The organism is Castellaniella sp. S9, assembly GCF_027257175.1.
In the GTDB taxonomy this organism is placed as follows: domain Bacteria; phylum Pseudomonadota; class Gammaproteobacteria; order Burkholderiales; family Burkholderiaceae_B; genus Castellaniella.
Genome location: NZ_JAPFGD010000008.1, coordinates 16,975 through 40,242, shown reverse-complemented (window position 1 = coordinate 40,242; position 23,268 = coordinate 16,975). Strand labels below are relative to the sequence as shown.

At 67.7% G+C, this 23,268-nt stretch carries 19 protein-coding genes; 10 read left to right on the top strand and 9 right to left on the bottom strand.

The features are described 5' to 3' along the window. The first annotated feature begins 3 nt into the window (after positions 1-3). Both OOZ48_RS13605 and OOZ48_RS13600 read left to right on the top strand, forming a co-directional pair. Complete coding sequence (locus OOZ48_RS13605) at positions 4-3,162, top strand: error-prone DNA polymerase (RefSeq protein ID WP_269499223.1); 3,159 nt, start codon at positions 4-6, stop codon at positions 3,160-3,162. A gap of 72 nt (positions 3,163-3,234) precedes the next feature. Beyond that, entirely contained in the window at positions 3,235-3,696 is a 462-nt protein-coding gene (locus tag OOZ48_RS13600) for a GatB/YqeY domain-containing protein (RefSeq protein ID WP_269499220.1), read from the top strand. A 10-nt stretch (positions 3,697-3,706) separates the two neighbouring features. Here the strand turns inward: OOZ48_RS13600 and OOZ48_RS13595 are convergent, their stop codons facing one another. Further along, positions 3,707-4,789 carry an alkene reductase gene (locus OOZ48_RS13595; RefSeq protein WP_269499219.1) on the bottom strand — a complete coding sequence of 361 codons (1,083 nt, stop codon included), beginning with the start codon at positions 4,787-4,789 and terminating at the stop codon, positions 3,707-3,709. Between the two features lie 182 nt (positions 4,790-4,971). Between OOZ48_RS13595 and OOZ48_RS13590 the strand changes: the two genes are divergently transcribed. The 5 genes from OOZ48_RS13590 to OOZ48_RS13570 all read left to right on the top strand — a co-directional run bounded on the left by OOZ48_RS13590 (position 4,972) and on the right by OOZ48_RS13570 (position 9,353). After that, entirely contained in the window at positions 4,972-5,625 is a 654-nt protein-coding gene (locus tag OOZ48_RS13590; protein WP_269499216.1) for a potassium channel family protein, read from the top strand. 14 nt (positions 5,626-5,639) lie between these two features. Then, entirely contained in the window at positions 5,640-7,007 is a 1,368-nt protein-coding gene (locus OOZ48_RS13585) for a TrkH family potassium uptake protein (protein ID WP_269499214.1), read from the top strand. Positions 7,008-7,091: 84 nt separating this feature from the next. Continuing rightward, complete coding sequence (locus tag OOZ48_RS13580; protein WP_269499213.1) at positions 7,092-7,904, top strand: transporter substrate-binding domain-containing protein; 813 nt, start codon at positions 7,092-7,094, stop codon at positions 7,902-7,904. Positions 7,905-7,956: 52 nt separating this feature from the next. Then, on the top strand, positions 7,957-8,673 hold the full coding sequence (locus OOZ48_RS13575; protein WP_269499210.1) for an ABC transporter permease: 717 nt from the start codon (positions 7,957-7,959) through the stop codon (positions 8,671-8,673). Then, positions 8,670-9,353 carry an ABC transporter permease gene (locus OOZ48_RS13570; protein ID WP_269499208.1) on the top strand — a complete coding sequence of 228 codons (684 nt, stop codon included), beginning with the start codon at positions 8,670-8,672 and terminating at the stop codon, positions 9,351-9,353. Before OOZ48_RS13575 ends, OOZ48_RS13570 begins: the two co-directional genes overlap by 4 nt. A gap of 33 nt (positions 9,354-9,386) precedes the next feature. On the opposite strand, the gene OOZ48_RS13565 is transcribed toward OOZ48_RS13570, so the two are convergent. The 8 genes from OOZ48_RS13565 to OOZ48_RS13530 form a co-directional block, all read right to left on the bottom strand. After that, positions 9,387-10,175 (bottom strand): RNA polymerase sigma factor, encoded by a 789-nt coding sequence (locus tag OOZ48_RS13565; RefSeq protein WP_269499206.1) that lies wholly within the window; start codon positions 10,173-10,175, stop codon positions 9,387-9,389. Between the two features lie 110 nt (positions 10,176-10,285). Then, the gene (locus OOZ48_RS13560) at positions 10,286-11,053 is read right to left on the bottom strand and encodes a helix-turn-helix domain-containing protein (RefSeq protein WP_269499203.1); all 768 of its coding nucleotides are present in this window, start codon (positions 11,051-11,053) and stop codon (positions 10,286-10,288) included. A gap of 81 nt (positions 11,054-11,134) precedes the next feature. After that, positions 11,135-13,114 (bottom strand): acetate--CoA ligase, encoded by a 1,980-nt coding sequence (gene acs, locus OOZ48_RS13555; protein WP_269499201.1) that lies wholly within the window; start codon positions 13,112-13,114, stop codon positions 11,135-11,137. Between the two features lie 82 nt (positions 13,115-13,196). Further along, positions 13,197-13,901, bottom strand: a complete 705-nt coding sequence (locus tag OOZ48_RS13550; RefSeq protein ID WP_269499199.1) for an ABC transporter ATP-binding protein — start codon at positions 13,899-13,901, stop codon at positions 13,197-13,199. Further along, positions 13,898-15,799, bottom strand: coding sequence for a branched-chain amino acid ABC transporter ATP-binding protein/permease (locus OOZ48_RS13545; RefSeq protein WP_269499197.1), 1,902 nt, complete (start codon positions 15,797-15,799; stop codon positions 13,898-13,900). The genes OOZ48_RS13550 and OOZ48_RS13545 overlap by 4 nt, the downstream gene beginning before the upstream one ends. After that, positions 15,796-16,650, bottom strand: a complete 855-nt coding sequence (locus OOZ48_RS13540) for a branched-chain amino acid ABC transporter permease (protein WP_269499196.1) — start codon at positions 16,648-16,650, stop codon at positions 15,796-15,798. The genes OOZ48_RS13545 and OOZ48_RS13540 overlap by 4 nt, the downstream gene beginning before the upstream one ends. 94 nt (positions 16,651-16,744) lie before the next feature. Next, entirely contained in the window at positions 16,745-18,121 is a 1,377-nt protein-coding gene (locus OOZ48_RS13535; RefSeq protein WP_269499194.1) for an ABC transporter substrate-binding protein, read from the bottom strand. A gap of 554 nt (positions 18,122-18,675) precedes the next feature. After that, entirely contained in the window at positions 18,676-19,716 is a 1,041-nt protein-coding gene (locus OOZ48_RS13530) for a zinc ribbon domain-containing protein (protein WP_269499192.1), read from the bottom strand. A 137-nt stretch (positions 19,717-19,853) separates the two neighbouring features. Here OOZ48_RS13530 and OOZ48_RS13525 point away from each other — a divergent pair, with 137 nt between their 5' ends. The 3 genes from OOZ48_RS13525 to pgaA all read left to right on the top strand — a co-directional run bounded on the left by OOZ48_RS13525 (position 19,854) and on the right by pgaA (position 23,263). Continuing rightward, positions 19,854-20,285, top strand: a complete 432-nt coding sequence (locus OOZ48_RS13525; protein WP_269499190.1) for a hypothetical protein — start codon at positions 19,854-19,856, stop codon at positions 20,283-20,285. Continuing rightward, positions 20,282-20,809: a plastocyanin/azurin family copper-binding protein gene (locus tag OOZ48_RS13520; protein WP_269499187.1), complete on the top strand. Its 528-nt coding sequence runs from the start codon at positions 20,282-20,284 to the stop codon at positions 20,807-20,809. Before OOZ48_RS13525 ends, OOZ48_RS13520 begins: the two co-directional genes overlap by 4 nt. Positions 20,810-21,004: 195 nt before the next feature. Continuing rightward, the gene (pgaA, locus tag OOZ48_RS13515; protein WP_269499186.1) at positions 21,005-23,263 is read left to right on the top strand and encodes a poly-beta-1,6 N-acetyl-D-glucosamine export porin PgaA; all 2,259 of its coding nucleotides are present in this window, start codon (positions 21,005-21,007) and stop codon (positions 23,261-23,263) included. Positions 23,264-23,268: the final 5 nt, after the last annotated feature.

The window sequence follows — 23,268 nt, the reverse complement described above, 5'->3', positions numbered from 1 at the left end:
GCCATGGGCCTGCCGGACTACGCCGAACTGGACTGCCTGTCGAACTTCACGTTTCTGACGGGCGCCTCGCACCCCGAGGAATTGGTGGGCACCGCGGCCGAACTCGGCTACCGGGCGATCGCCCTGGCCGACGAATGCTCGCTGGCCGGCGTCGTGCGCGCCTGGCGCGAGGCGCGCCGCCACGACATGCACTTGATCGTCGGCAGCCGCTTCCGTCCGGAAGGCGAACCCTTCGAGCTCATCGTCCTGGCCGAGGATCGCGACGGCTACGGCGCCCTCAGCCGCCTGATCACCCGCGCTCGGCGCGGCAGCCCCAAGGGCCGGTACGCCTTCGCCGTCGAGGACCTATGGCAAGGCGAGGCATCCGGCGACGGGCCCGGCACGTCCGCCGCCCCGCTGCCGGGCTGCCTGCTGATCGTCAAGCCCGACGAGGGCGCGCCCGCCGACTGTCCCCCCGCTCTCGATCGCCTGCGGCACGCATACGCCGGCCGCCTCTGGCTGGGCCTGTGCCTGCAGCAAGGCGACGACGACGCCCGTCACCGCCGCACCGTGTCCCGCTGGTCGGTCGTGCTGGACATCCCGTTGACGGCGCTGGGCGGCGTCCAGATGCACCGGCGCTCGCGCCAGCCCCTGCACGATACCTTGTGCGCCATCCGCAACGGCCGCCCCATCGCCGACTGCGGCATCCGCCTGCGCGCCAATACCGAGCACGCCCTGCGCAGCCGCCTGCGCCTGGCCAATCTGTATCCGCCGGCAGCCCTGGCGCAAACCCTGGCCATCGCCGGGCGCTGCCGCTTCTCCCTCGAGACCTTGCGCTATCAGTATCCCGAGGCCAGCGTGCCGCCCGGGACCACGGCGGCGCGGTATTTGCGCGACGAGTGTCTGGCGGGCGCCGCCCGGCGCTATCCCGGGGGGCTGGCGCCCGAGGCGCGGCGCCAGCTCGAGGACGAGCTGACCCTGGTCGGCGAGCTGGGCTACGAGGCCTACTTCCTGACGGTATACGACCTGGTCCGCCATGCCCGCAGCCAGGGCATCTTGTGCCAGGGCCGGGGCTCGGCGGCCAATTCCATGATCTGCTATTGCCTGGGCATCACCGAGATCGACCCCATCGCCCGCGAACTGCTGTTCGCTCGCTTCATCAGCCGCGAGCGCGGCGAGCCGCCCGACATCGACGTGGATTTCGAGCATCACCGCCGCGAGGAGGTCATCCAATACGTCTATGCCCGCTACGGGCGCACCCACGCCGCCCTGGCCGCCGTGGTCATCACCTACCGGCGTCGCAGCGCCTTGCGGGACACCGGCAAGGCGCTGGGCGTGGCCCCGGTCATCATCGAAGAGGCGGCCCGGCGCCTGCGTCACGTCCGCGACCCGGACGCCATGCCCGGCACGCTCGAGGCCTTGTGTCCCGCGCAGGGCAGGCTCTGGGCGGCCCTGGCCGGCGAGCTGATCGGCTTTCCGCGCCACCTGTCGCAACATCCCGGCGGCTTCGTGATCGCCCGCCAGCGGCTCGACGAACTGGTGCCCCTGGAAAATGCCGCCATGCCGGGACGCAGCGTCATCCAATGGGACAAGGACGACCTGGACACCATGGGCCTGCTCAAGGTCGACATTCTGGCGCTGGGCATGCTCAGCGCCCTGCGCGCGTGCGAGGCGCTGGTCGCGCAGCGCCGCGGCCGGCCCTGGACCCTCGACGAGGTGCCCCCGGACGACCCCGGCACCTTCGAGATGATCGGCAAGGCCGACACGGTCGGGGTGTTCCAGATCGAATCCCGCGCCCAGATGAGCATGCTGCCGCGCCTGCTGCCGCGCTGCTTCTACGACCTGGTGATCCAGGTGGCCATCGTGCGGCCCGGCCCCATGCAAGGCGGCATGGTCCATCCCTATCTGCGCCGCCGCGAAAAACTGGAGGACGCGGTCTACCCCACGCCCGCGATCCAACGGATCCTGCAGCGCACGCTGGGCATCCCGATCTTCCAGGAACAGGCCATGCGACTGGCGATGGTCGCGGCGGGCTTTTCGGCGGGCGAGGCCGACCAGTTGCGCCGCGCCATGGCGGCCTGGCGCCGCACCGGCGAGATCGCGGCCTTTCACGAGCGCCTGCGCGAGGGCATGGCTCGCAACCACTATCCGCCCGACTTTGCCGAAGGCCTGATCCGGCAGCTCGAGGGTTTCGGCGAATACGGTTTCCCCGAGAGCCATGCGGCGGGCTTTGCCCGGCTCGCCTGGATCAGCGCCTGGCTTAAGCACCACGAGCCCGAGGCCTTTCTGGCCGCCCTGCTCAATGCGCAACCCATGGGGTTTTATACGCCCAGCCAGCTCGTCGAGGATGCGCGCCGCCACGGCGTCCGCGTCCTGCCGGTCGACGTGCGGCACAGCGGGGTCGGCGCAATCCTCGAAAGGAACGAGGACCCTGCTTCTTGGCCCCGGAACGGCCAGACGGGCGACGCCCCCAGGCCGGCGGTGCGACTGGGACTGTCGCAGGTCCGGGGCCTGGCGCGGACGGCGATGGAGGCCATCGTCGCCGCCCGCTGCGAAGAGCCGTACACCCAGATCCAGGACCTGGCCATCCGGGCGGGCCTGGGAACGCGCGACATGCATGCGCTGGCCGCTGCGGATGCGTTCGCGGGACTGGCCGCGCACCGCCGCCAGGGCCACTGGCAGGCGACCCTGCAGCGGCCGCCGGGGCTGCTGCGGCGATCGGTCATCGCCGAGGGGCCGCCGCCTGCCCTGCCCGCGCCCAGCGAGGGCGAAAGCCTGACGGCCGACTACGCCGCGCTGGGTCTGACACTGGGACGCCACCCCTTGGCCCTGCTGCGCGATGAACTCGCGCGGCGCGGCTTCCGTCCCGCCGCCGAGCTGGTCGGGGACTATCCCGACCGGCGCCTGGCACGGGCCTGCGGCCTGGTCACCGCGCGGCAGCGTCCGCGCACCGCCCGCGGCACCGTCTTTATCACGCTCGAGGACGAAACCGGCCCCTTGAACGTCATCCTGCACGCCCGCGAGGCCGACGCCCAGCATGCGGTCCTCACGGGCGCCGCCCTGATGGGGGTGTATGGGGTCTGGCAGCGCCATCGGGGGGTCTGCCACTTGCTCGGGCGCCGCCTCGTCGACCTCAGTCCTCTGCTGGGGGACCTGAGCACGCACAGCCGGGATTTCCACTGAAAGATCCCGCCGGGCGGCCGACACCGGCGCGCTAAAATGCGGGGATCGACACTTCTTCAAAGGACCCGCCCCATGAGCAACGCGCTCGCCACCCGCATCGCCGAGGCCGTCAAAGCCGCCATGCGCGCCCACGACGGCACGCGCCTGGGCACCCTGCGGCTGCTGCAGGCGGCCATCAAGCAAAAGGCCGTGGACCAGCGCGTGGAGCCCGACGAGGCCGCGATCATCGCCATCATCGAAAAACAGGCCAAGCAGCGGCGCGAATCCATCGCCGCCTTCGAGTCGGCGGGCCGCAGTGAAAGCGCCGCCCAGGAGCGGGCGGAACTGGACATCCTCCTGGAATTCCTGCCGCGGGGCGCCGATCCCGAGGAAGTCTCGGCGGCGATCGAGACGGCGGTCGCCGAGGTTCAGGCCCAGGGCCTGCAAGGCGGCGCCGCAATGGGCAAGGCCATGGGCCTGCTCAAGGCCTCTCTGGGTGGGCGCGCCGACATGGCGGCGGTCTCGGCTCAGGTCAAGGCGCGCCTGGCGGGCTGAAGCCCGCTATTCAAACCGACAGCGCCTGCGGGTCGGGACAGGCGGCCGCACACGGATAATCGGTGTAGCCATGGACGCCCGAACCATAGAAGGTCGAGCTGTCCCAGGGGGCCAGCGGCGCGCACGCACGCAGGCGGGCCACCAGGTCGGGATTCGAGATGAATGCCTTGCCGAATGCCACGGCATCGGCCCGGCCTTCGCCGACCACCTGTTCGGCCAGCACCGGGTCGAAACGTTCGTTGGCGATCACCGGACCGCCGAACGCGCGGCGGATGTCGGGCATGAGGCTGTCCTCGCCGAGCGACTCGCGCAGGCAGATGAACGCCAGGCGCCGGTGACCGAGTTCCCTCGCCACGTGCAGGAACAAGGCCTGTGGATCCGTATCGTGCATGTCGTGCGCATCGCCGCGCGGCGACAGGTGCACGCCCACCCGGCCGGCGCCCCAGACGCCGACGCAGGCATCGACGATCTCGAGCAGGAAGCGGCTGCGGTCGCGGATCGGGCCACCGTACTCGTCCGTGCGGCGGTTCGATCCGTCATGCAGAAACTGGTCGATCAGGTAGCCATTGGCGCCATGGATCTCGACGCCGTCGAAACCGGCGCTCTGGGCATTGCGGGCGGCCAGGCCGAAATCGACGACGATGCGGCGGATCTCGTCGGTGTGCAGGGCGCGCGGCACGACGTAGTCGCGCTTGGGCCGCAGCAGACTGACCTGTCCGGCGCAGGCCACCGCGCTGGGCGCCACGGGGATTTCCCCGGACAGGTATTCCGGGTCGGAGACCCGGCCCACGTGCCAGAGCTGCAGGAAGATCTTGCCGCCCTTGTCGTGCACCGCACGGGTGATCGACTGCCAGCCCTGCACCTGCGCCTTGCACCAGATGCCCGGCGTATCCGGATACCCGACCCCCAGCGGCGACACCGAGGTCGCCTCGGTGATGATCAGCCCCGCCGTGGCGCGCTGCGCATAATAGAGGCGCATCATGTCATTGGGAATCCTGCCCGGCGCGGCGCGCGTACGGGTCATCGGGGCCATCACAATGCGGTTGGCAAGAGAAACCTCGCCCAGCCGTATCGGGTCGAACAAACTTGTCATATCATCATGCAGGCAGCGTCGGGCATCGATTGATGCGTTGCAGCATTTTTCAGCCATGAATGCAGGGAAAACTCCATAAGGGTTTTTACCAGAATTCGGGTCATGTGACCATTGAAATCCCCGCCGCCCAGTCGGGTGAATCGCTGCCCGCGCCACGGACTTCACCAAATACAGGACGACACATGGGGCAATTCGCAGTCATCGGCCTAGGGCGATTCGGTTCGGCGACCTCGCTGGAACTCATGCGCCAGGGCCACTCGGTCCTGGGCATCGACGCCGACGACAAGGCGGTCGACCGGCATGCCGACCAGCTCACGCGCGCCGCCATCGCCGACGTGACCGACCAGAACGCGCTGGCCGAACTGGGGCTGGACGGCTACGACGCGGTGCTGGTGGCCATCGGCGAGGAACTGCAGGCCAGCCTGGTCTGCGTGGTCCACCTCAAGGCCATGGGCGCACGAAACATCTGGGTCAAGGCCACCTCGCGCGCCCACCACCTGATCCTGGGCAAGCTGGGCGTCGCCCGCATCATCCATCCCGAGGAGGAAATGGGCATCCGAATCGCGCAAACCCTCAGCTATCCGATGGTCGAGGACTACATCCCGCTGGGCAACGGCGAATTCGTGGTCCAGATCGAGGCCAGCGAGCAACTCGAGGGGCGCACACTGGGAGGCACACTGGGCTCCGGCGAAACCACCATCCGGACACTGGCCGTCAAGCGCCGCACCGAGACCACCGTCCACCCCCCCGAGGAATTCGTCCTGCGCGCCAAGGACACCCTGATTCTCTTTGGCCAGCTGCACGACCTCAAGATGGCCGCGCCCAAGCTCAGCTGAGCCTTCGCTGCACCATGGCGCGCCTGTTCTCCGTCACCCCCTACCAGGCCCTGCGCAGGGCACGGCGCACCGGCCAGCTGCAGGCCAGTCCGCCCGCCGTCCTGGCCGGCAGCTTCATCGTCCTGATCCTGATCGGCACCCTGCTGCTCGTCCTGCCCTTCGCCCAACAACGCCCGTTCGGCGGGTTCGAGGCGTTCTTCACCGCCACGGCCGCGGTCACCGTCACCGGCCTGACGCTGATCGATCCCGCCCGCGACCTGACCCATTTCGGGCAGTTCGTCGTCCTCGCGCTGGTCCAGATCGGCGGGCTGGGCTTCGTGACCTTCGCCATCATTGCCGCCCTCACCTTGGGCAAACGCGTCAGCCTGCGCTACCAGGCCCTGGCCCTCGAGGCCTTCAACCAGACCAGCGTCGCCCGCATCCGCCAGACCGCGCTGTCGGTGCTGAAGTTCTCGCTGGCGATCGAACTTGCGGCGGCGCTGGTCCTGACGCTCTGGTGGTGGCGCCACGCCGACCTGCCGCACGCCGCCTGGATGGCCCTGTTCCATACGGTATCGGCCTTCAACAATGCGGGGGTGTCGCTCTACCACGGCAGCCTGGCCCTGTTCGCGCACGACCCGGTCGTGACCTTCATCCTCAGCGGCTGCGTCATCCTGGGCGGTCTGGGCTTTACCGTCCTGGCCGACATCCACCAAAAGCAGTCCTGGCGGAAATTCACGCATTACACCCGCCTCATGCTGCTGGGCACGCTGGCGCTCAACCTCATCGGCCTGCTGGTGTTCTGGGCGATCGAATCAGGCAACGCCGCCACCCTGGGGGCCCTGCCCCTGGCCGAGCAGGGCCTGGCGTCATGGATGCAGATCGTCAGCACGCGCACGGCGGGATTCACCAGCCTGGACATCACCCAGCTGCGCGAGAGCTCCCTGTTCCTGCTGATCATGCTGATGTTCATCGGCGGCGGCTCGCTCAGCACCGCCAGCGGCATCAAGCTGGGCACCTTCATCGTGCTGCTGGCCGTCGTGCGCTCGTACATCCTGCAGCGCCGCGAGGTCGTGCTGATGCACCGGACCCTGGGCCCGGAGACCATCCAGAAGGCGCTCGCCCTGCTGATGGTCTCGGGCGCGCTGGTGTGCCTGGGCACCTTCGTGATCTGCCTCATCGAAGACCAGCCGTTCCTGTTCATTCTGTTCGCGGTGGTCGCGACCTTCAGCACGACCGGAATGGATCCGGGCCTGACCACGGGGTTCTCGACGGCCAGCCACGTCCTGATGGTGATCCTCATGTTCATCGGCCGGATCGGGCCGTTGACCCTGGTCTACAGCCTGGGCACCCAGCAGCACAGCCGGGTGCGCTATCCCGAGGCCCAGATCCAGGTGGGCTGAGCCGCCGCCGCAGATGGACTAATATTCTCTTTTTTCGCTCCAACCCCGATCCCGCCCGGGATTGAACACAGGAATCCGCTCGTGATGACCTCTATCCTACGCAAGGCCGCCCTGTGCGCGGCCATCGGCCTGGCCGGCCTGTCCACGGCCGCCTCGGCCGCCACCCTCAAGATCGGCACCGAAGGGGGCTATCCGCCCTGGAGCATGGTGGACGCCTCGGGCAAGGTCACGGGCTTCGACGCCGACATCGGCCACGCGCTGTGCCAGCGCCTCGAGGCCAAATGCCGCTTTGTGGTGCAGGCCTTCGACAGCCTGATCCCGGCCTTGCAGGCCGAGCGCTTCGACCTGGTGATCTCGGGCATGTCCGTGACCGCGGAGCGCGCCAAGGTCATCGCCTTCAGCATCCCGTACGCCACCGAGGACTCGGCCTTCGTGCTGCCCAAGAACAGCCCGCTGATCGACGCGCCCGACCAGGAGGCGATCTTCAAGGGCCTGGCCGGCAAGACCATCGGCGTGCAAGGCGGCACCACCCAGGGCGCCTTCCTGCAGAAATTCGCGCCCGGCATCACGCTCAAGACCTACGAGACCCAGGATCAGATGCAGATGGACCTGTCCTCGGGCCGCCTGGACGGCACGTTCTCCGAGGTGACGCCCCAGAGCCAGTTCCTCAAGAAAGCCGGCGACGGGCAGTTCGCCATGGCCCATCACGTGATCAAGAGCAGCGCCGCCCCCGAAGTCCTCGGGCTGGGCATCGGCGCCGGCATCAACCAAAAGAACGTCGAGCTGAAAAAACGGGTCGACGCCGCGCTGTGCGCCATGATCGCAGACGGGACCGTCAAGGCATCCAGCGAGAAATGGTTCGGCGTCGATCTCTCGAACTATCAGGCCTGCCCCTGATCCATTCGTCCGCAGCCGGTCCCGCGCGGGGCCGGCGCGCGCCACACGCCCCATGAACACCGCCCTGATCGACATCCTCCAGTCCGGCTGGATCGGCATGCTGCTGCGCGGCGCCGGGATGACGATCTTTATCTCATTGTGCGGCATCGCGCTGGGCATGGCCATCGGCATCGCCGGCGCGGCGGCCAAGATCGGCGGCAGCTGGCCGGTGCGGGGCCTGGTCGGCCTGTACACCCTGATCGTGCGCAGCGTCCCCGAACTGCTCATCATCTACCTGCTGTTCTTCGGCACCGTCCAGCCGGCGGCCGACCTGGCCGACTATCTGGCATGGGACGAACTGATGAGCAGCGCCTTTCCCATGCTCATCGGCATCCTGGCGATCGGCCTGATCTCGGGCTCCTACAGCGTCGAGGTGTTCCGGGGCGCCTTCAAGGCCATCGATCCCGGACAGATCGAGGCGGCGCGCGCCTTCGGCATGAGCCGCGCACAATGCCTGCGGCGCATCACCCTGCCGCAGCTGCTCTGGTACGCCCTGCCGGGCGCCAACAACGTCTGGCAGAACGCGCTGAAGGACACCGCGCTGATTTCGCTCGTCGGCCTGGTCGAACTCATGCGCGCGGCGGTGCTGGGCGCGGCGGCCACGCGCGAGCCCATGACCTTGTACCTCCTGGCCGGCGCGCTGTATTTCCTCATCGGCCTGTTCAGCCAGGGGCTGTTCGTCCTGGCGGAACGCCGCTACGGCCACGGCATGCGCAGGGCCGCCGCATGATCGCGCTGATCGAACAGGCGATCCCGGTCCTGATCGAGGGCTTCTGGATCACGGCCCTCATCGGCCTGTCGGCGATCGTCCTGGCCTCCCTGCTGGGCCTGGCGGCGGCCTTGATGCGCGTCTCGGGCAACCGCCTGCTGAGCGGCTGCGCCTTTGCCTACAGCACCCTGTTTCGCGGCACGCCCCTGCTGATCCAGCTCTTCGTCCTGTACTACGGCGTGGGCGCCATCGGCTTCATCCGCGAACAACCCGCCTTGTGGTGGCTGTTCAGCGACGGCGTGCGTTGCGCGATCCTGGCCATCGGCATGAACAGCGGCGCCTACATGAGCGAGGCCATCCGCGGCGGCCTGCAGTCGGTGCCCCAGGGACAGATCGACGCCGCGCGCGCCTGCGGCATGGGCCGTGTCCTCGCCTTTCGCCGGATTGTGTTCCCGCTGGCCGTGCGCCAGGCGTTTCCGGCCTACAGCAACGAACTGGTGCTGGCCATCAAAGGCACCAGCCTGGCCTCCACCATCGCGGTGATGGAGCTCACCGGCTATGCCCGCCGGCTCATGAGCCAGAGCTTCCTCATCGTCGAGACCTTCATCATCGCCGGCATCCTGTACCTGGCGATCAATATGTTCCTGCTGGGCTGTGCGCACCTGATCGAGCGCCGGCTGCGCATCCAGCATCCCCGCTGATCCGGCGCGCGGCAGGCACACCGCGCCCTCGTTTCAGTCGCCCGTCCCCGCCCCATGGGCGGCCAGGCGTGCCAGCACGGCGGTCACGATCCGATCACAGCGGCCTCCCGCAAAGGCAAACGCATCGCGGCCGCACAAGTCCATGTCCTGGGACAAGGCGCCGCGCATCAGGCGGCGCGCCCGGAAATAGCGCGTGCGCACGGTCGCCTCGGGGATGCCCAGCACCGCGGCGACCTCGACGGCCGGCATGTCCTCGACGGCGCGCAGCATGAAGACCGTGCGATAGTCGTCCGGCAGTTCGTCGAGGCGCCGTTCGATGAGGCCGCGCACTTCGGCGCGCCAGGCGGCGTGCGCCGGATTGTCGTCGGCGTATCCAGGTACCGCCGAGGCGTCCAGCCGATCGAGGTCGTGACGGGTGTCCATGTCGGATTGGATGAACTGCGCGCGGCGTTTGTTCCGCCTCAGGCGCATCAGGGACTCATTGACGACGATGCGCGTCAGCCAAGTCGAGAGCCGCGCATCGGCCCGGAACGTGCCGATGTTCAGATAGGCCTTCCAGTAGGCCTCCTGGACGGCGTCCTCGGCCTCGGCCTCGTTCTTGAGGATGCTGCGCGCGGCGCGGTACATGCGCGTATTGTGGCGCCGCATCAGCCGCTCGAACGCGCGCGCGTCTCCCGCGGCCACCCGGGCGATCTCGGCCAGCTCGCCGCATTCGGCCGCATCCCCGAGGTCATGGGGCCCGGCATCCGCCGGGCCGCCCGCCGCGCGCGCCGGCCGATCCGGCGGCGTGGCGATCACCATCGCATCCATAAGGTCCTCCATTCATGAGTCCCATTGGATGCAGTGTCTTGCCGAATCGTTCCCGACGCAAGCCCGCGGCATCCAGTGGCAAGGCCGAAGGCACGCGCGTCCGTGATGCCGGGCGGCGGCGCTCAGGCGTTGGCGGGTTCCGGCTGGGCGTAGCGGCTGGGCGCGGTGCCGAGGTATTTGCGGAACATGGCGGTGAAGGCGCCCTGGTTCTGGTAGCCCAGGTCCAGGGAAATATCCAGGATCGAACGCCCCTGCGCGAGCCATTCCAAGGCCAGGCGTAGCTTGGCCTGGTGGCGCCAGACAGTGAAGCTCATGCCGGTTTCCTGCAGGAACAGGCGATGCAGGGTGCGTTCGCTGCAGCCCATGTCGGCGGCGAACTGCCCCAGGGTGGTCGCATCGTCCGGGTGCAGCTGGATACGGGCGCAGATCGCCGCCAGTCGCGGGTCGCGGGGCTCGGGCAGCTCGATGGGCGGCGGCGCGCGATCGATGACCTTTTCCAGCAGGAGTTCGCCCAGCAGCTGGGCCTTGCGGCTGGGCCGCGGCGGGTTGCCGTACTGCGTCAGCGAACGCATGACCTCGCGCAACAAGGGGGTGACGTGCAGCACGCAACTGCGCTCCGGCAGCGCGGGCGAGGCCTGCGGATCGAAGACGAAGATCTTCATCCGCACATTGCCCAGGGCGCGCACCTGGTGCCGGTCGCGCCCGGACAGCCAGACGGCGCGCGAGGACGACACCACCCAGTGGCCGGCGTCGCTGGCCACCAGCAGCGTCCCGGTGATGGGAAACATCAATTGCGGCCTGCCGCCACCGGAATCGGCCAGCAGGCCGCCATCGGGCAGGGATTGAATGGCGCAGCTCAATGCGTAACGCACTCCAGAATTGAATCGCATGGCACGACCCTCAACATAAAGCACGGCTCGCGCCGCGCACGAAGCGCGGCGCATATCACATTATGAAACGGACGGCATGGCTCAGTATGGTCCATGCAGGCGATTCAGGGCGTCAGGGTTTTCCAGCGTTGACGTATCCTGGGTAATTTCACCGTTTTCGGCGACGATGCGCAACAAGCGGCGCATGATCTTGCCGGAGCGGGTCTTGGGCATGGCGTTCCCAAACCAGATGTCGCGCGGCTTGGCGATCGGCCCGACCTCGCGGGCCACCCAGTCGCGCAGGCGCCCGGCGACCTCGGTGGCCCGGGCGTCGTCCGGCAGTTCGTCCTTGAGGACGATGAAAGCCACCACCGCCTCCCCCGTCACCGGGTCGGGACGCCCGACCACGGCCGCCTCGGCGACCTCGTCATGGGCCACCAGCGTGGATTCGATCTCGGTGCCGCCCAGACGATGGCCCGAGACGCTCAGCACGTCGTCCGTGCGGCCCATGATCCAGTAATAGCCATCGGCGTCGCGCTGGGCGCTGTCGCCCGACAGGTAGGCGCCGCCGAGTTCCGCCGGGAAGTAGCTCTTGACGTAGCGGTCGGCGTCGCCCCAGACGGTGCGTATCATGGCGGGCCAGGGCCGGGTGATCACCAGGTAGCCGCCCTTGCCCTCGGGCAGGCTGTTGCCGGCTTCGTCGACCACGTCGACCTCGATTCCGGGCAGCGGCAGCGTGCACGATCCGGGCTTGAGCGGCGTCGCCCCAGGCAGGGGCGCCAGGATGTGGCCGCCGGTCTCGGTCTGCCACCAGGTGTCGATCACGGGGCAGCGCTCGCCGCCGACGTTCTTGTAGTACCAGATCCAGGCCTCGGGGTTGATGGGCTCGCCCACCGAACCCAGCAGGCGCAGGCTGGAGAGATCGTAATTCGAGGGCGCCGTCGCCGGATCGGCGCTGGAGGCCTTGATCAGCGAGCGGATGGCGGTCGGCGCCGTATAGAACACCGTCACCTTGTGGCGCTGGATCATGTGCCAGAAGCGCCCCGCATCCGGGTAGGTGGGCACGCCCTCGAAGACGATCTGCGTCAGGCCCGCCGCCAGGGTGCCGTACACGATGTAGCTGTGGCCGGTGACCCAGCCGATGTCCGCCGTACACCAGAACACGTCATCCGGCCGGGCATCGAACACCCACTGCGAGGTCAGCTTGGTCCACAGCAGGAAGCCCGCGGAGCTGTGCTGCACCCCCTTGGGCTTGCCGGTCGAGCCGGAGGTATACAGGATGAACAGGGGATGCTCGGCCTCGACCGGCACCGGCTCGCAGCGGTCGAGCCGGCCCTCCTCGACCTCGTGCAGCCAGCGGTCGCGGCCCTCGCGCCAATCCACGTGGCCGCCGCTGCGCCGATAGACGATCACCTGGCGCACGCCGCCGGCGTCGGGTTCGGCCAGGGCCTCGTCGACGGCGGCCTTCAGGGGAATGGCGCGGCCGCCGCGGATCTGCTCGTCGGCGGTGAACACCAGGCTGGCCTGCACGTCGACGATGCGCTGATGCAGGCTGCGGGTGGAAAACCCGCCGAACACCACTGAATGCGTGATCCCCAGCCGCGCGCAGGCCTGCATGCAGGCGATCGCCTCGATCGACATCGGCATATAGATGATCGCGCGCTCGCCCTTGCGAAAGCCCAGTTCCCGGATGCCGTTGGCGATGCGGCAGACGCGCGCGTGCAGCTCGCGGAAGCTGACGGTCTGCACGGCGCCGTCGTCGGCCTCGAATATGATGGCGGGCTTGTCGGCATTGCCATTTTGCAAGTGCACGTCGAGGCAGTTTTCGGAAACGTTCAGCTCGCCGTCGTCGAACCAGCGGTAGAACGGCGCATTGGAGGCATCGAGCACACGCGTGAAGGGCTTGCGCCACACCAGAGCATCACGGGCCATGTCCCCCCAGAATCCATCGGGGTCGCTGCGCGCACGCTCGGCCAAGGCCCGGTAGGCCTCCATGCCCGAGACCACGGCCCCGGCCACGGTCTCGGGCGAGGGTTCGAATACGCGCCGCTCCACGAGAATGGAATCGATCGCACCTGACATAGCAGACCTCCTGTCCAGTCATAGGTTGATGCGCCCCCCCCCGGAACCCCCGCGATCCCGGGACGCGCCGCGGCGACGCCGCTCAGGCGGCGACGCCCAGGTACCGGTTCATGATCTCGGGGCGGGTGCGCAATTCGTCGCTGGTGCCGCTGAAGACGACATGGCCGGTGTTGAGCAAGTAGCAGCGGCTGGCCATCGACAAGGCGGCCGCCACGTTCTGTTCGACGACCAGGATCGTGCGGCCCTGCCCGGCCAGTTCCTGGCAGACCCGCATGAGGTCGCGCACGATCAGCGGCGCCAGCCCCTCGAAGGGCTCGTCGAGAAGAATCAGGCGCGCATCGCGGATCATGGCCCGGGCGATGGCCACCATCTGCTGCTCGCCGCCCGAGAGCTCGCGGCCCTTGTTCCCGCGCCGCTCGTCCAGCCGCGGGAAGGTCCGGTAGATCTCGGCGTAGTCCAGCGGCTTGGCCGCTGTCATGGCCGCGAGCTTGAGGTTCTCGTGAACGGTGATGCCGCCGATCACCCGGCGCTCCTCGGGCACGAGCTGCAGACCCAGGCGGGCGATCTCGTGAGCGGGCTTGTCGTGGATGGACGTGCCCGCGAACTCGATCGTTCCCGACTTGGGCGACAGGGCGCCGGCGAGGGTCTTGAGCAAGGTGGACTTGCCCGCGCCGTTGCGCCCGAGCAGGGCCACGACCTCGTTCTCGCGGATGTCCATCGAGACGTCGAAGAGGATATGGGAATCCCCGTAATAGGTATTGATGCGCTCGGCGTTCAGCAAGCTCATTGTCCGAACCCTCCCAGGTAGGCGTCCTGCACGGACTGATTGGCCTTGATGTCCTCGGGCGTGCCCTCGGCAAGGAAGTTCCCGTCATACAGCACGGTGATGCGGTCGGCAAGCTCGAACATGGCATCCATGTCGTGTTCGACGATGAGCACCGTGCGGCCCTTGCGGATGGACTTGAGCAACGCCACCGCGTGGACGCGCTCCTCGGGGCTCATGCCGGCCAGGGGCTCGTCGAGCAGCAGCACGTTGGCCCCGGTGGCCAGCGCCAGGCCGATCTCGACGCGCCGCTTTTCCCCGTACGAGAGCTCGTGGACCGGCGTATCGGCGCGCGCGCCGAGCTCGACCAGCTCGATCGCCGCATCGACCTGCGCATGGCAGCCCTTCACCCCCTCGATCGTGCCCAGCGCATCGAAACGGAAGGCGCCGCGTTTTTGCCCCAGGACGGACATCAGGATGTTCTGGCGCACCGTCAGCGCATCGAACAGCTCGTTGACCTGATAGGACTTGCTCATGCCGAGCTGGCACACCCGGGTGACGCCGATGCCGGTGATCTCGTCGCCGCGCAGGTGCACGGAACCGAAGGTGGGCTGGATTTCGCCCGCCAGCATGCGGAAGAACGTCGACTTGCCCGCGCCGTTGGGCCCGATCAGGCCCCGCAGCTCGCCCTCCTGGACCTCGATCGACACGCCCTTGACCGCCTTGAGGCCGCCATAGTGCTTGGCGATGTTGTCGGCCCGCAGGATCGGCGTCCCGGCGGGCAGGGGCTGCGCCTCGCGCATCACGAGATGGTGGTGCCCGCCGCGGCCGGGTGCGGCCGCGCCGGCCGTGCCCACCGCCTTGCCGACGCGCCGGGCGGCGCGGCGCGCCTGCCAGGCGATGTACTCGCCGCAGATGCCGCGCCGGAACACCGTGACCAGGATCACGAAGATCACGCCGAGGATCAGCCGCCAGTACGGGCCGATGGCGTCCACGAACTGCAGGACCTCGAACAGATACAACCAGATCAGGGCGCCCAGCAAGGGGCCGAACAAGGTGCCCGCGCCGCCCATCACCGTCTGGATGACGACCTCGGCGGAGGTGTGGATGTTGAAGGCGTCGGGCGGCATATAGCCCTGGAACAGGCCGAGCAGGCCGCCGGCGATGCCGCCATAGCCCGCCGCCACCATGAAGATGGCGAGCTTGTAGGACTGGATGCGGTGCCCCACGGCCATGGCGCGCTGCGGATTGTCGCGGATGGCCGTCAGGATCACGCCGAAGGGCGAAAACGAAATCCGCCGCGCCAGCACGAAGCCGATGAAGAACATCACCGCGAGGAAAACGTACATCGGCCAGCCCGGCGAGATCACATAGCTGAAGAACCCGAGGTCGATCGAGGCCTCGGGGATGCCGGGAATGCCGTTCTCGCCGCCGGTCCAGTCGCGCAGCGGCCCGAATTCGAGGAAGTAGATCATCTCGGCAAAGGCCAGCGTGCTCATCGCGAAGTAAATGCCGCTGCGCCGCAGGGTGAGATAGCCGATTGCCAGGCCCAGCACCGCCGCCACCATCACCGACAATGCCAGGGCGATCAGCATGTTCTCGACAATGCCGCTGGTCATCAAATAGGCGGTCACGAAGGCGCCGGTGCCATAGAAGGCGGCCTGGCCGAACGACAACAGCCCCGCATAGCCGAACAGCAAGTCGAAGCCCAGGCCGAACAGGCCCCAGATCAGCACCCGGCCCAGCAGGTCGGGGCCGGCGCCCACGAGCGGCGCGAGAAACGGCGCGACCGCGAGGACGACGATGGTCAGGCCCTCGACCTTGTAGCGGCGCCGCAACCCGCCGGCGGATGTTGAAGCGGCGCGGCCCTCGGGCGCCGCCACGCCCGGCTGGATCGCCACGGAATCGTCATGCCTGCTCATGCCCTGCCCTCCACGCCCAACAGCCCTTGCGGCCGAACGATCAGGATCAACGCCATCGCCGCAAAGAGCATGACGTCCGAATACACCGGATTGAACAGCGAGGTCAGGCTGAGAATCTGGCCCGCCACCAATCCGCCCAGAATGGCGCCCGGAAACGAGCCGACCCCGCCCAGCACCACCACGACGAAGGACTGGATCAGCACGCGAAAGCCCATGTCCGGCACGATGGACACGATCGGGGCGTAGATCATCCCCGCGAAGCCGGCCGCCGCGGCGCCCACCCCGAACACGACGAGAAAGGCCCGCTGGATGTTGATGCCCAGCAGCCGCACCATCAGGGCGTCCTCGATGCCGGAACGCACGATCAAGCCCAGGCGCGTGCGGTACAGCACCACCCAGCACAGGCCCAGCGCCGCCGTGGCGATGGCCAGGATCTCGATGCGGTACAGGGGGTACACCACGAATCCCATGTCGACGACGCCTTCGCCCCAGGACGGCACGGGCACGCGCTGGCCGATGCCGCCGTAGATGCCGCGGATGATCTCGACCAGCACGATGCTGATGCCGAAGGTCACGAGGATCTGGTCCTCGACCGGCCGGCTGTAGAACTTGCGGATCAGGCCGCGTTCCAGCACCAGCCCGACGACCATCGCCGCCACCGCGCCGGCGGCGATGCTGAGCACGAAGGAGTCCGTGGCCATGTAGGTCGAGAAGCCCGCATAGGCGCCGACGACGAACAGCGCACCGTGCGCGAAATTGATGACGCCCAGCGTGCCATAGATGATGGTCAGGCCGGCGGCGATCAGGGCGAGCAATATCCCCAGCGCCAGTCCATTGAAGACCTGAGACATGAACAAGCCGATTCCAGGCATATGTCCCCCCTTGTCATGATTGAAGTAAAGCGGCGCCCATACCCGGGAAGGCACGGGCGCCGCGTGGTCCGGCTCAGGTGTAGTCGGTCATCTTGCAGCCGGCATAGCCCACCGGCGGCAGTGTCGCCACCCCGTCGGCGACGGCCACGATGTCGACCAGGTCATCCTTGTCCTTGATGTCCGAGGGCTTCTTGCCGCGCACGATGGTGAAGTTGGCGGCGCCGTCATGGTCCTCGGCGCGGAAATACGCCTCGCCGCCCATGGTGTAGGGACGCTTGTGGTTGATGCTGTCCTCGAGCGCCTTGACCACCTCGGCCGGATAGAAGGTGCCGGCCCGCTCGATCGCGTCGACCCACAACAGCATCGTCATGTAGGCGTTGTGCTCCGGATCGCGGGGCTTGGCGCCGTACTTGGCCTCGTAGGCCTCGACGAAGTCGCGGGCGATCTCGTTCTGCTCGGAATAGGCATGCCAGAACACCATCGTGCCGTAGACGCCCTCCATGATCTCGGGGCCGACTTCCTCGAGCATGTAGGCGGGCATGTAGGGCACGCACATTTTCATGTTCTTGAGAACGCCGAACTGGTGCGCCTGCTTGGCCGAGTTGACGGCATCGGCGCCGTAGTCGTGGTTGATGAGGATGTCGGCGCCGCTGTTGGCAATGTTCAGCATGTAGGCGCTGTAGTCCGTCGCCCCGAGGGGATGGATCTGGGGTGTGTCGATGGTGGTCCAGCCTTGTTCCTCGGTGAACTTCTTCATGTACTCATGGATCGAGTGGCCATAGTTGTAGTCCGGCACCAGATGGATGGCCTTCATGTTCTTGCCGTAGGCCTCGGCCAGCACCGGCGCGATGGCCTTGGAGGCCGTATAGGCGTGATGGCACAGGCGGAACCCGTAGCGGCGGCAGTCCTTGCCGGTGGTGTCGCTGGAGCCGCTGATGACGGGGAAGTACAGGGTCTTGGCGCGATCGCAGGTGTTTTGCAGGGCGATGGCCACCGAGCTGCTGACGCTGCCGGCGATCATCATGGCCTTGTCCTGGCGAATGAAGCGCGTGGCCGCCTGCACCGCGCTGTTGGGCTTGGTCTCGGCATCGCCGATGACCAGCACGAGCTTCTTGCCCAGGATGCCTTCCTTGGTCAGGGGCGAGATCTTGCGTACTCGCGGATCACCTTTGTTGATCATTTCGGCGGCCAGCTCGAAGCCGCGCTTCTGGCCGTTGCCCTCGGCGGAGTACGGTCCCGTCAGGTCCAGGGTGAGGCCGGCCGTCACCGTGTCGCCCGAGACGCCGTCGGGATAGTTGCCGAGTTTCGGATAGTCCTTTTGCTGCGCGAGGGCCGATTTGCCGTAGAACGCGGGCACCGCCAGCGCGCCGGCGGCGCCTGCCGAGGTCTTGAGAAAACTGCGGCGCGGAGCTGAGTATGGGGTTTCAATGCGCCGATCCTGGTGTTTCATGGTGATGCCTCCTGTTTCCCGTTATGAACATGGGTGGAAAATCCGAGTCCGCGATCCGGCGTGAATGGCGAATGAATTCTTCGATATTCAAGCGTATTCAAGCGTAAATCGCCATATTGACCCGTGGCCGAGAAATAAAATCGGAACGCCTTGATTTTTATGTTCCCGGACTGGTGATTCTGATTATTGGGAATTCAAAAAATACAGGCGAAGATTATCAAAGCGATTTTCCGCGTGCCCATTCGTTTCTGACACGGAAATACTCGTTTATGACTTTTGGAGGGTGGCTAGGGAAAACACCAAAATGCGGGAAACACGCAAGAAAAAAGGCCTGTGGGGCAAAACCCTACAGGCCTGAAACAAATCGGAAAAGCACCAGGAAAGAATGCCCGGATGCAGCGAAACATATTGAATACGGCGGTTTCCGGGATTATGACGATAATCGCAGAAAGATAATCGATACCCTATTGAAACAATATAGACGCAATAATCCAAGGTACTATTAATAACACTCGATTCTTACGCCAACCTTACAACGCAAAAAGAGAATGGCCTCATGTTTGCGCGTCGACTGCGCCGCAGCGAAAGCAAAATCGGGTGAACGCGCTCTTGCGGGCACCGCAGGCACCGCAAGGGATATACAGGCCGATGCCGCAATGAGGGCAGAAATCCGTCACGCCGTCGCCCAAGGCCACCGCGCGTTCGCATCCCGGGCACACGCTCTTGGCCAGGCGCGCCAAGGCCGCGTCATAGCCCAGTTCCTTGCGGCGCTCGTTTTCGGGCAGGGCTTCGGCCTGTTTCTGGCGCGCCAGATAGCGTTCGAGCCCGCGGATGGCCGCACGGCCCACCAGAATCGTGGCGACGATGCCCACGGTGTAGCGCACATAGCCGCCATAGCTGGGCAGGTAAGGCACGAGTTCGACGAAAAAAGCGAACAGCGCGAAATAGATGAAGCCCCACACGAAAGGCCAATAGGCGCTCTTGCGCTTCCTGGCGAACAGCCAACCCGCCAGCACCAGCAAGGGCAGGGTCAGCGCCAGGCGGTAGAGAAAGACGCGCAGCTCGACCTTGCGGCGTGCGGACTGAAGCCCCTCGCGGGCATCGGCCCGCATGGCCTCGAGCTGGCGGCTTGCGGCGACGGCCCCTTGGCGTGCATCGAGCAGTGCCTGGCGCTGCGCCTCGACGGCCTGCTGGGCGCTGCGCTCGGACTGTTTGAGGACGTCGAGCGCCCGCGTGCGGGCCAGCACTTCGGGGTCGCTCTCCGTGCGCTGAGTCACGCTGCGCGCCGCCAGCCAGTTCTCGAAAGTCTCGCGCGCAGCCTCGTTTGCGCCGCGCGCCTGATCCCAGGCCAGTTGCGCCTGCTCGAGGGCCGCCTGCGCCTCGCGTTCGGCCTGTTGCGAGGCCTCGATGCGTGCGCGCAGCGCGCCGGCCTGGTCAGCGTCCAGGAAATCATCGAGCTGCAAGGGCGTCTCCACCTTGGGCAGGTCGCCCACGACGGCGCCGCCCAAGCCGATGAGAAAGCCGGCGAACACCACCGCCACGAGCCACAGGCCCCGGCGAAACCATTTCTCGGACAGACGCAGTGCTTTGCTCATGGCTTCCTCCCGGGGCCGATCATCGATATCCCGATTCTACGGAACTCGACGCCATGCCGGAACGATCGGGAGGGCACAGGCATCCAATGGCCGAAATGGAGCGATGTCCGCCCCATGCCGCACCCTTGGAGACGCTCATGATCCGATCTCTCACGACAGTGGCCGCCGCTGCCGCCCTTGTCCTGTCCTTTGCCGCCGTCGACGCCATTGCAGCCGGCCCCTCGGTCTCGGCCGCACCGCCGCCCGCACCCTACAAGGCCGTCAGTTCCCTGGTCAAGCTGCCCGATTTCATTCCCGGCCTGGGCCAGTTGTTCGTGGACCCCGCCTCGCTGCCGGCCGGTCCCTTCCTGGGCTACGACCATGACGGCAAACTGGTCAGCACGACCTATATGATTCCGCTGTCCCTGATGAAGCCCGAGCTGGATCTCCACGACCTGCAGGCGCCCGCCGGCACCGTCGACCACGTGGACATCATGTACAACGCGGGTCATCCCGGCGTGGCCGAACCGCACATCCACGTCGTGCTGTGGAACATCCCGGCCGCACAGGAAAGCCGGGTTGCAAAATGAACACCGGCATCCTCCATGCCCGCCGGCGCCTGCTGCTGTCGGCCGGCGCCGGCCTGCTGCTGGCGGTGCGTCCGCACGCGCGCGCGGCGACGGCGCCCCGCGGGATCGAGATCGCGATGGCGGGCACCCCGACCGGATCCGCCGTCTGGTTCCGCCCGCGGGGGCTGCGCCTGAAAGCAGGGCAGACCGTGCACTGGGTCAACCGGGACACGGGCAACGTCCACACCGCCACGGCCTATCACCCCGATAACGGCAAGCCGCTGCGGATTCCGCGCGGCGCCACGCCCTGGAATTCGGACTACCTGCTGCCCGGGGAATCCTTCGCGGTGACATTCGAGATCCCGGGCGTGTACGACTATTTCTGCCTGCCGCACGAACACGCCGGCATGGTCGGCCGCATCGTCGTCGAAGGGCCGGCCGTGCCGCAAGCGCCTTATGCCGACACGGACGACCGCCTGCCGGCGGCCGCCCTCGCCCATCTTCCCCAAGTCGCCGACATTCTGCGAGACGGCGCGATCGACTGAATGCGCCGGGCCATCCCGGCCGCCTCTGGGCAAAAAGAGCTAAGCCCGACAGCCGTCCCAGCCTAATCCCTCAGGCGCATGCGGCCTGCCGGGCCCCCTTCCTATCATGCAAGCACAAGCGAAGCCGCATCGATAGGGAGGCCTCATGAACACACCCCAGACCCACGCCAGCCGCCCAGCCGACGGATAGCCGCCATGTCCGCGGCACGTCCCCTGCGCGCGTCCTCCCTGTGTCTCGCCATGCTGATCGCCGATTCCGGCGGCGCCTGGGCCGCCGCCCCCGACATGGCGGCCTACGAGACCGCCATCCGGCAGGCGCGCGGGGGCTGGCACGAGCCCGCCCTGACGCTGTTGCGCCGGATGGACGATGGCAGTCACGCGAGCGGACGATTCATCCGGGATCACATCCGGGTCGCCGGATGGGCCGGTCATTCCGCAGAAGCGGCCCGGGCCTGCGCACGTCTGTCCGAGCCCGCAAACCGCTGGCCGGCGGACATCCTCGGCGCCTGCGCCCGGGCCTATCGGGAAGAAGGCGACTGGGATCACGCCCTGGACTTGTATCGGCGGGGCATGGCCCGGTTTCCCGAACGGCCGGAGTTCCCGGTGGGTGAGGCGATGACGCTGGCCGCCATGGGCACGCCGCAAGCCGCCCTCGACCTGGCGAAGCGGCATCCGCAGTGGTTCGATGCAGCAACGCGGCGGCGCCTGCAAGGCGATCGTCTGGCGCAACTGGCCCGCCTGGCCGCGGCCGGCGGGCGCGGCGAAGAGGAGCGATACCGGATCGCCGACCAGGCGCTGGCCCGCTACGACGCGCTGATCGCCCGTTGGTCCGCCCTGGGGCCCGCCGCCCGTCCGGATATCCTGAGACTGCGCCAGGACCGCCTGCAGGTCCTCGCCGCGCGCCGCCGACCCGGGGCCGTGATTGCCGAGTACGAGGCCCTGCGCGACGCCGGCGCCCCGGTGGCGCCCTACGCCTTGCGCATCGTCGCCGACGCCTACCTGGAATTGCGCCGGCCCGAGCAGGCCCTGCGCGTGCTGGACGCGGCGCAGGCCACCGGCGCGGGCCGGGAGCGGACGCCCGGCGTTCGTCCCGCCGAGACGCGGGTGTATGCCTTGTCCGAAAGCGGCCGCTCCGGCGAAGCGGAGACGCGGGCCCGGCAACTCCTCGATGAAACACCGGTCTGGATCCAGCTCAAGGGCCAGCCCAGGCGACAGGCCAGCGACGAGCGCATGGCCGCCGAACTGGCCGCCCTCTGGGCCCGGCGCGACCTGGGCGACGAAGCGGGCGTACGGGCACGCCTCGAAACGCTGCAGGCGCAGGCCCCGACCGACACATCGCTGGGCATCGCCCTGGCCGAACTCGACCGCAGCCAGGGCGAACCGCGCCGCGCCGAGTGGCTGCTCAAACGCATGGAAGCGCTGGACCCTCGCGCCGCGGCCCTGGAGGCGGCCCAGGCCCGCGTGGCCCTGGACCTTCAGGAATGGGCACAGGCCGACGCGCTGATCGCAGACGTGCAGGCCCGCTTCCCCGACGACCGCTCCGGCCGCCTGGCGGCACGCGACTGGAATCGGCACCGGATGTCCGAGCTGCGAGTCGAGGCCGACGGCGAGCTCTCGTCGGAGACCGGGCCGACCGGCGGGCACGGCTTGCGCATCGATGCCCTGCAATACTCCCCGCCTTTGGGTGGACCATGGCGCGCATTCGCCGGCGGCGGGCTCGCGCAGGCTTCCTTCCCCGAAGGCCGTGGCGAACACCAATGGCTGCGCGCCGGCGCCCAGTCCCGCAGCCGCGGCCTGACGCTGGACCTGGAGGCATCGATGCATCGCTATGGCCACGGTACCCGCTACGGCGCGGCCCTGCGTGCCGAGACCGACATCGACGACCGCTGGAGCCTGGGCGCGGCCCTGGAACGCCTGTCGCAGGATACGCCCTTGCGTGCCCTGCACAACGGCATCGACGCCAATCGCGCCGCCGCACACGTCCAGTGGCGCGGCTGGGACGACGGGGCCGTGCGCCTGGACGTCTCGGCGATGCGCTTCAGCGACGGCAACCGGCGCTGGGCCCTGGCGCTCGGCGCCCGGCAGCGCATCCTCGAATCCGCCCGCTGGCGCGGCGAACTGGGCCTGGACCTGTCCGCCTCGACGAACTCGGAAGGGGACGCGCCCTATTTCAATCCGCGCCAGGACCTGGAGGTCCTGCCCAGCCTGCGTTTGATCCATACGATCCACCAGCGCTACGAGGCCCGGCTGGAGCAGTCCTTCCTGCTGGGCGCCGGCCTCTATGCCCAACAGGGATATGGGTCCGCCGCCATCGTCGTCGCAGGGTACGGCCTGCGCTGGAAGGCCTCGGAAACCTTCGAAGCCGGCATTCAGGCGAGCGTGAACAACCGCCCCTACGACGGTGAGCGAGAGACGGGTTTCCGCGTCCTGCTGGACATGGCCCTGCGCTTCTAGGAGGA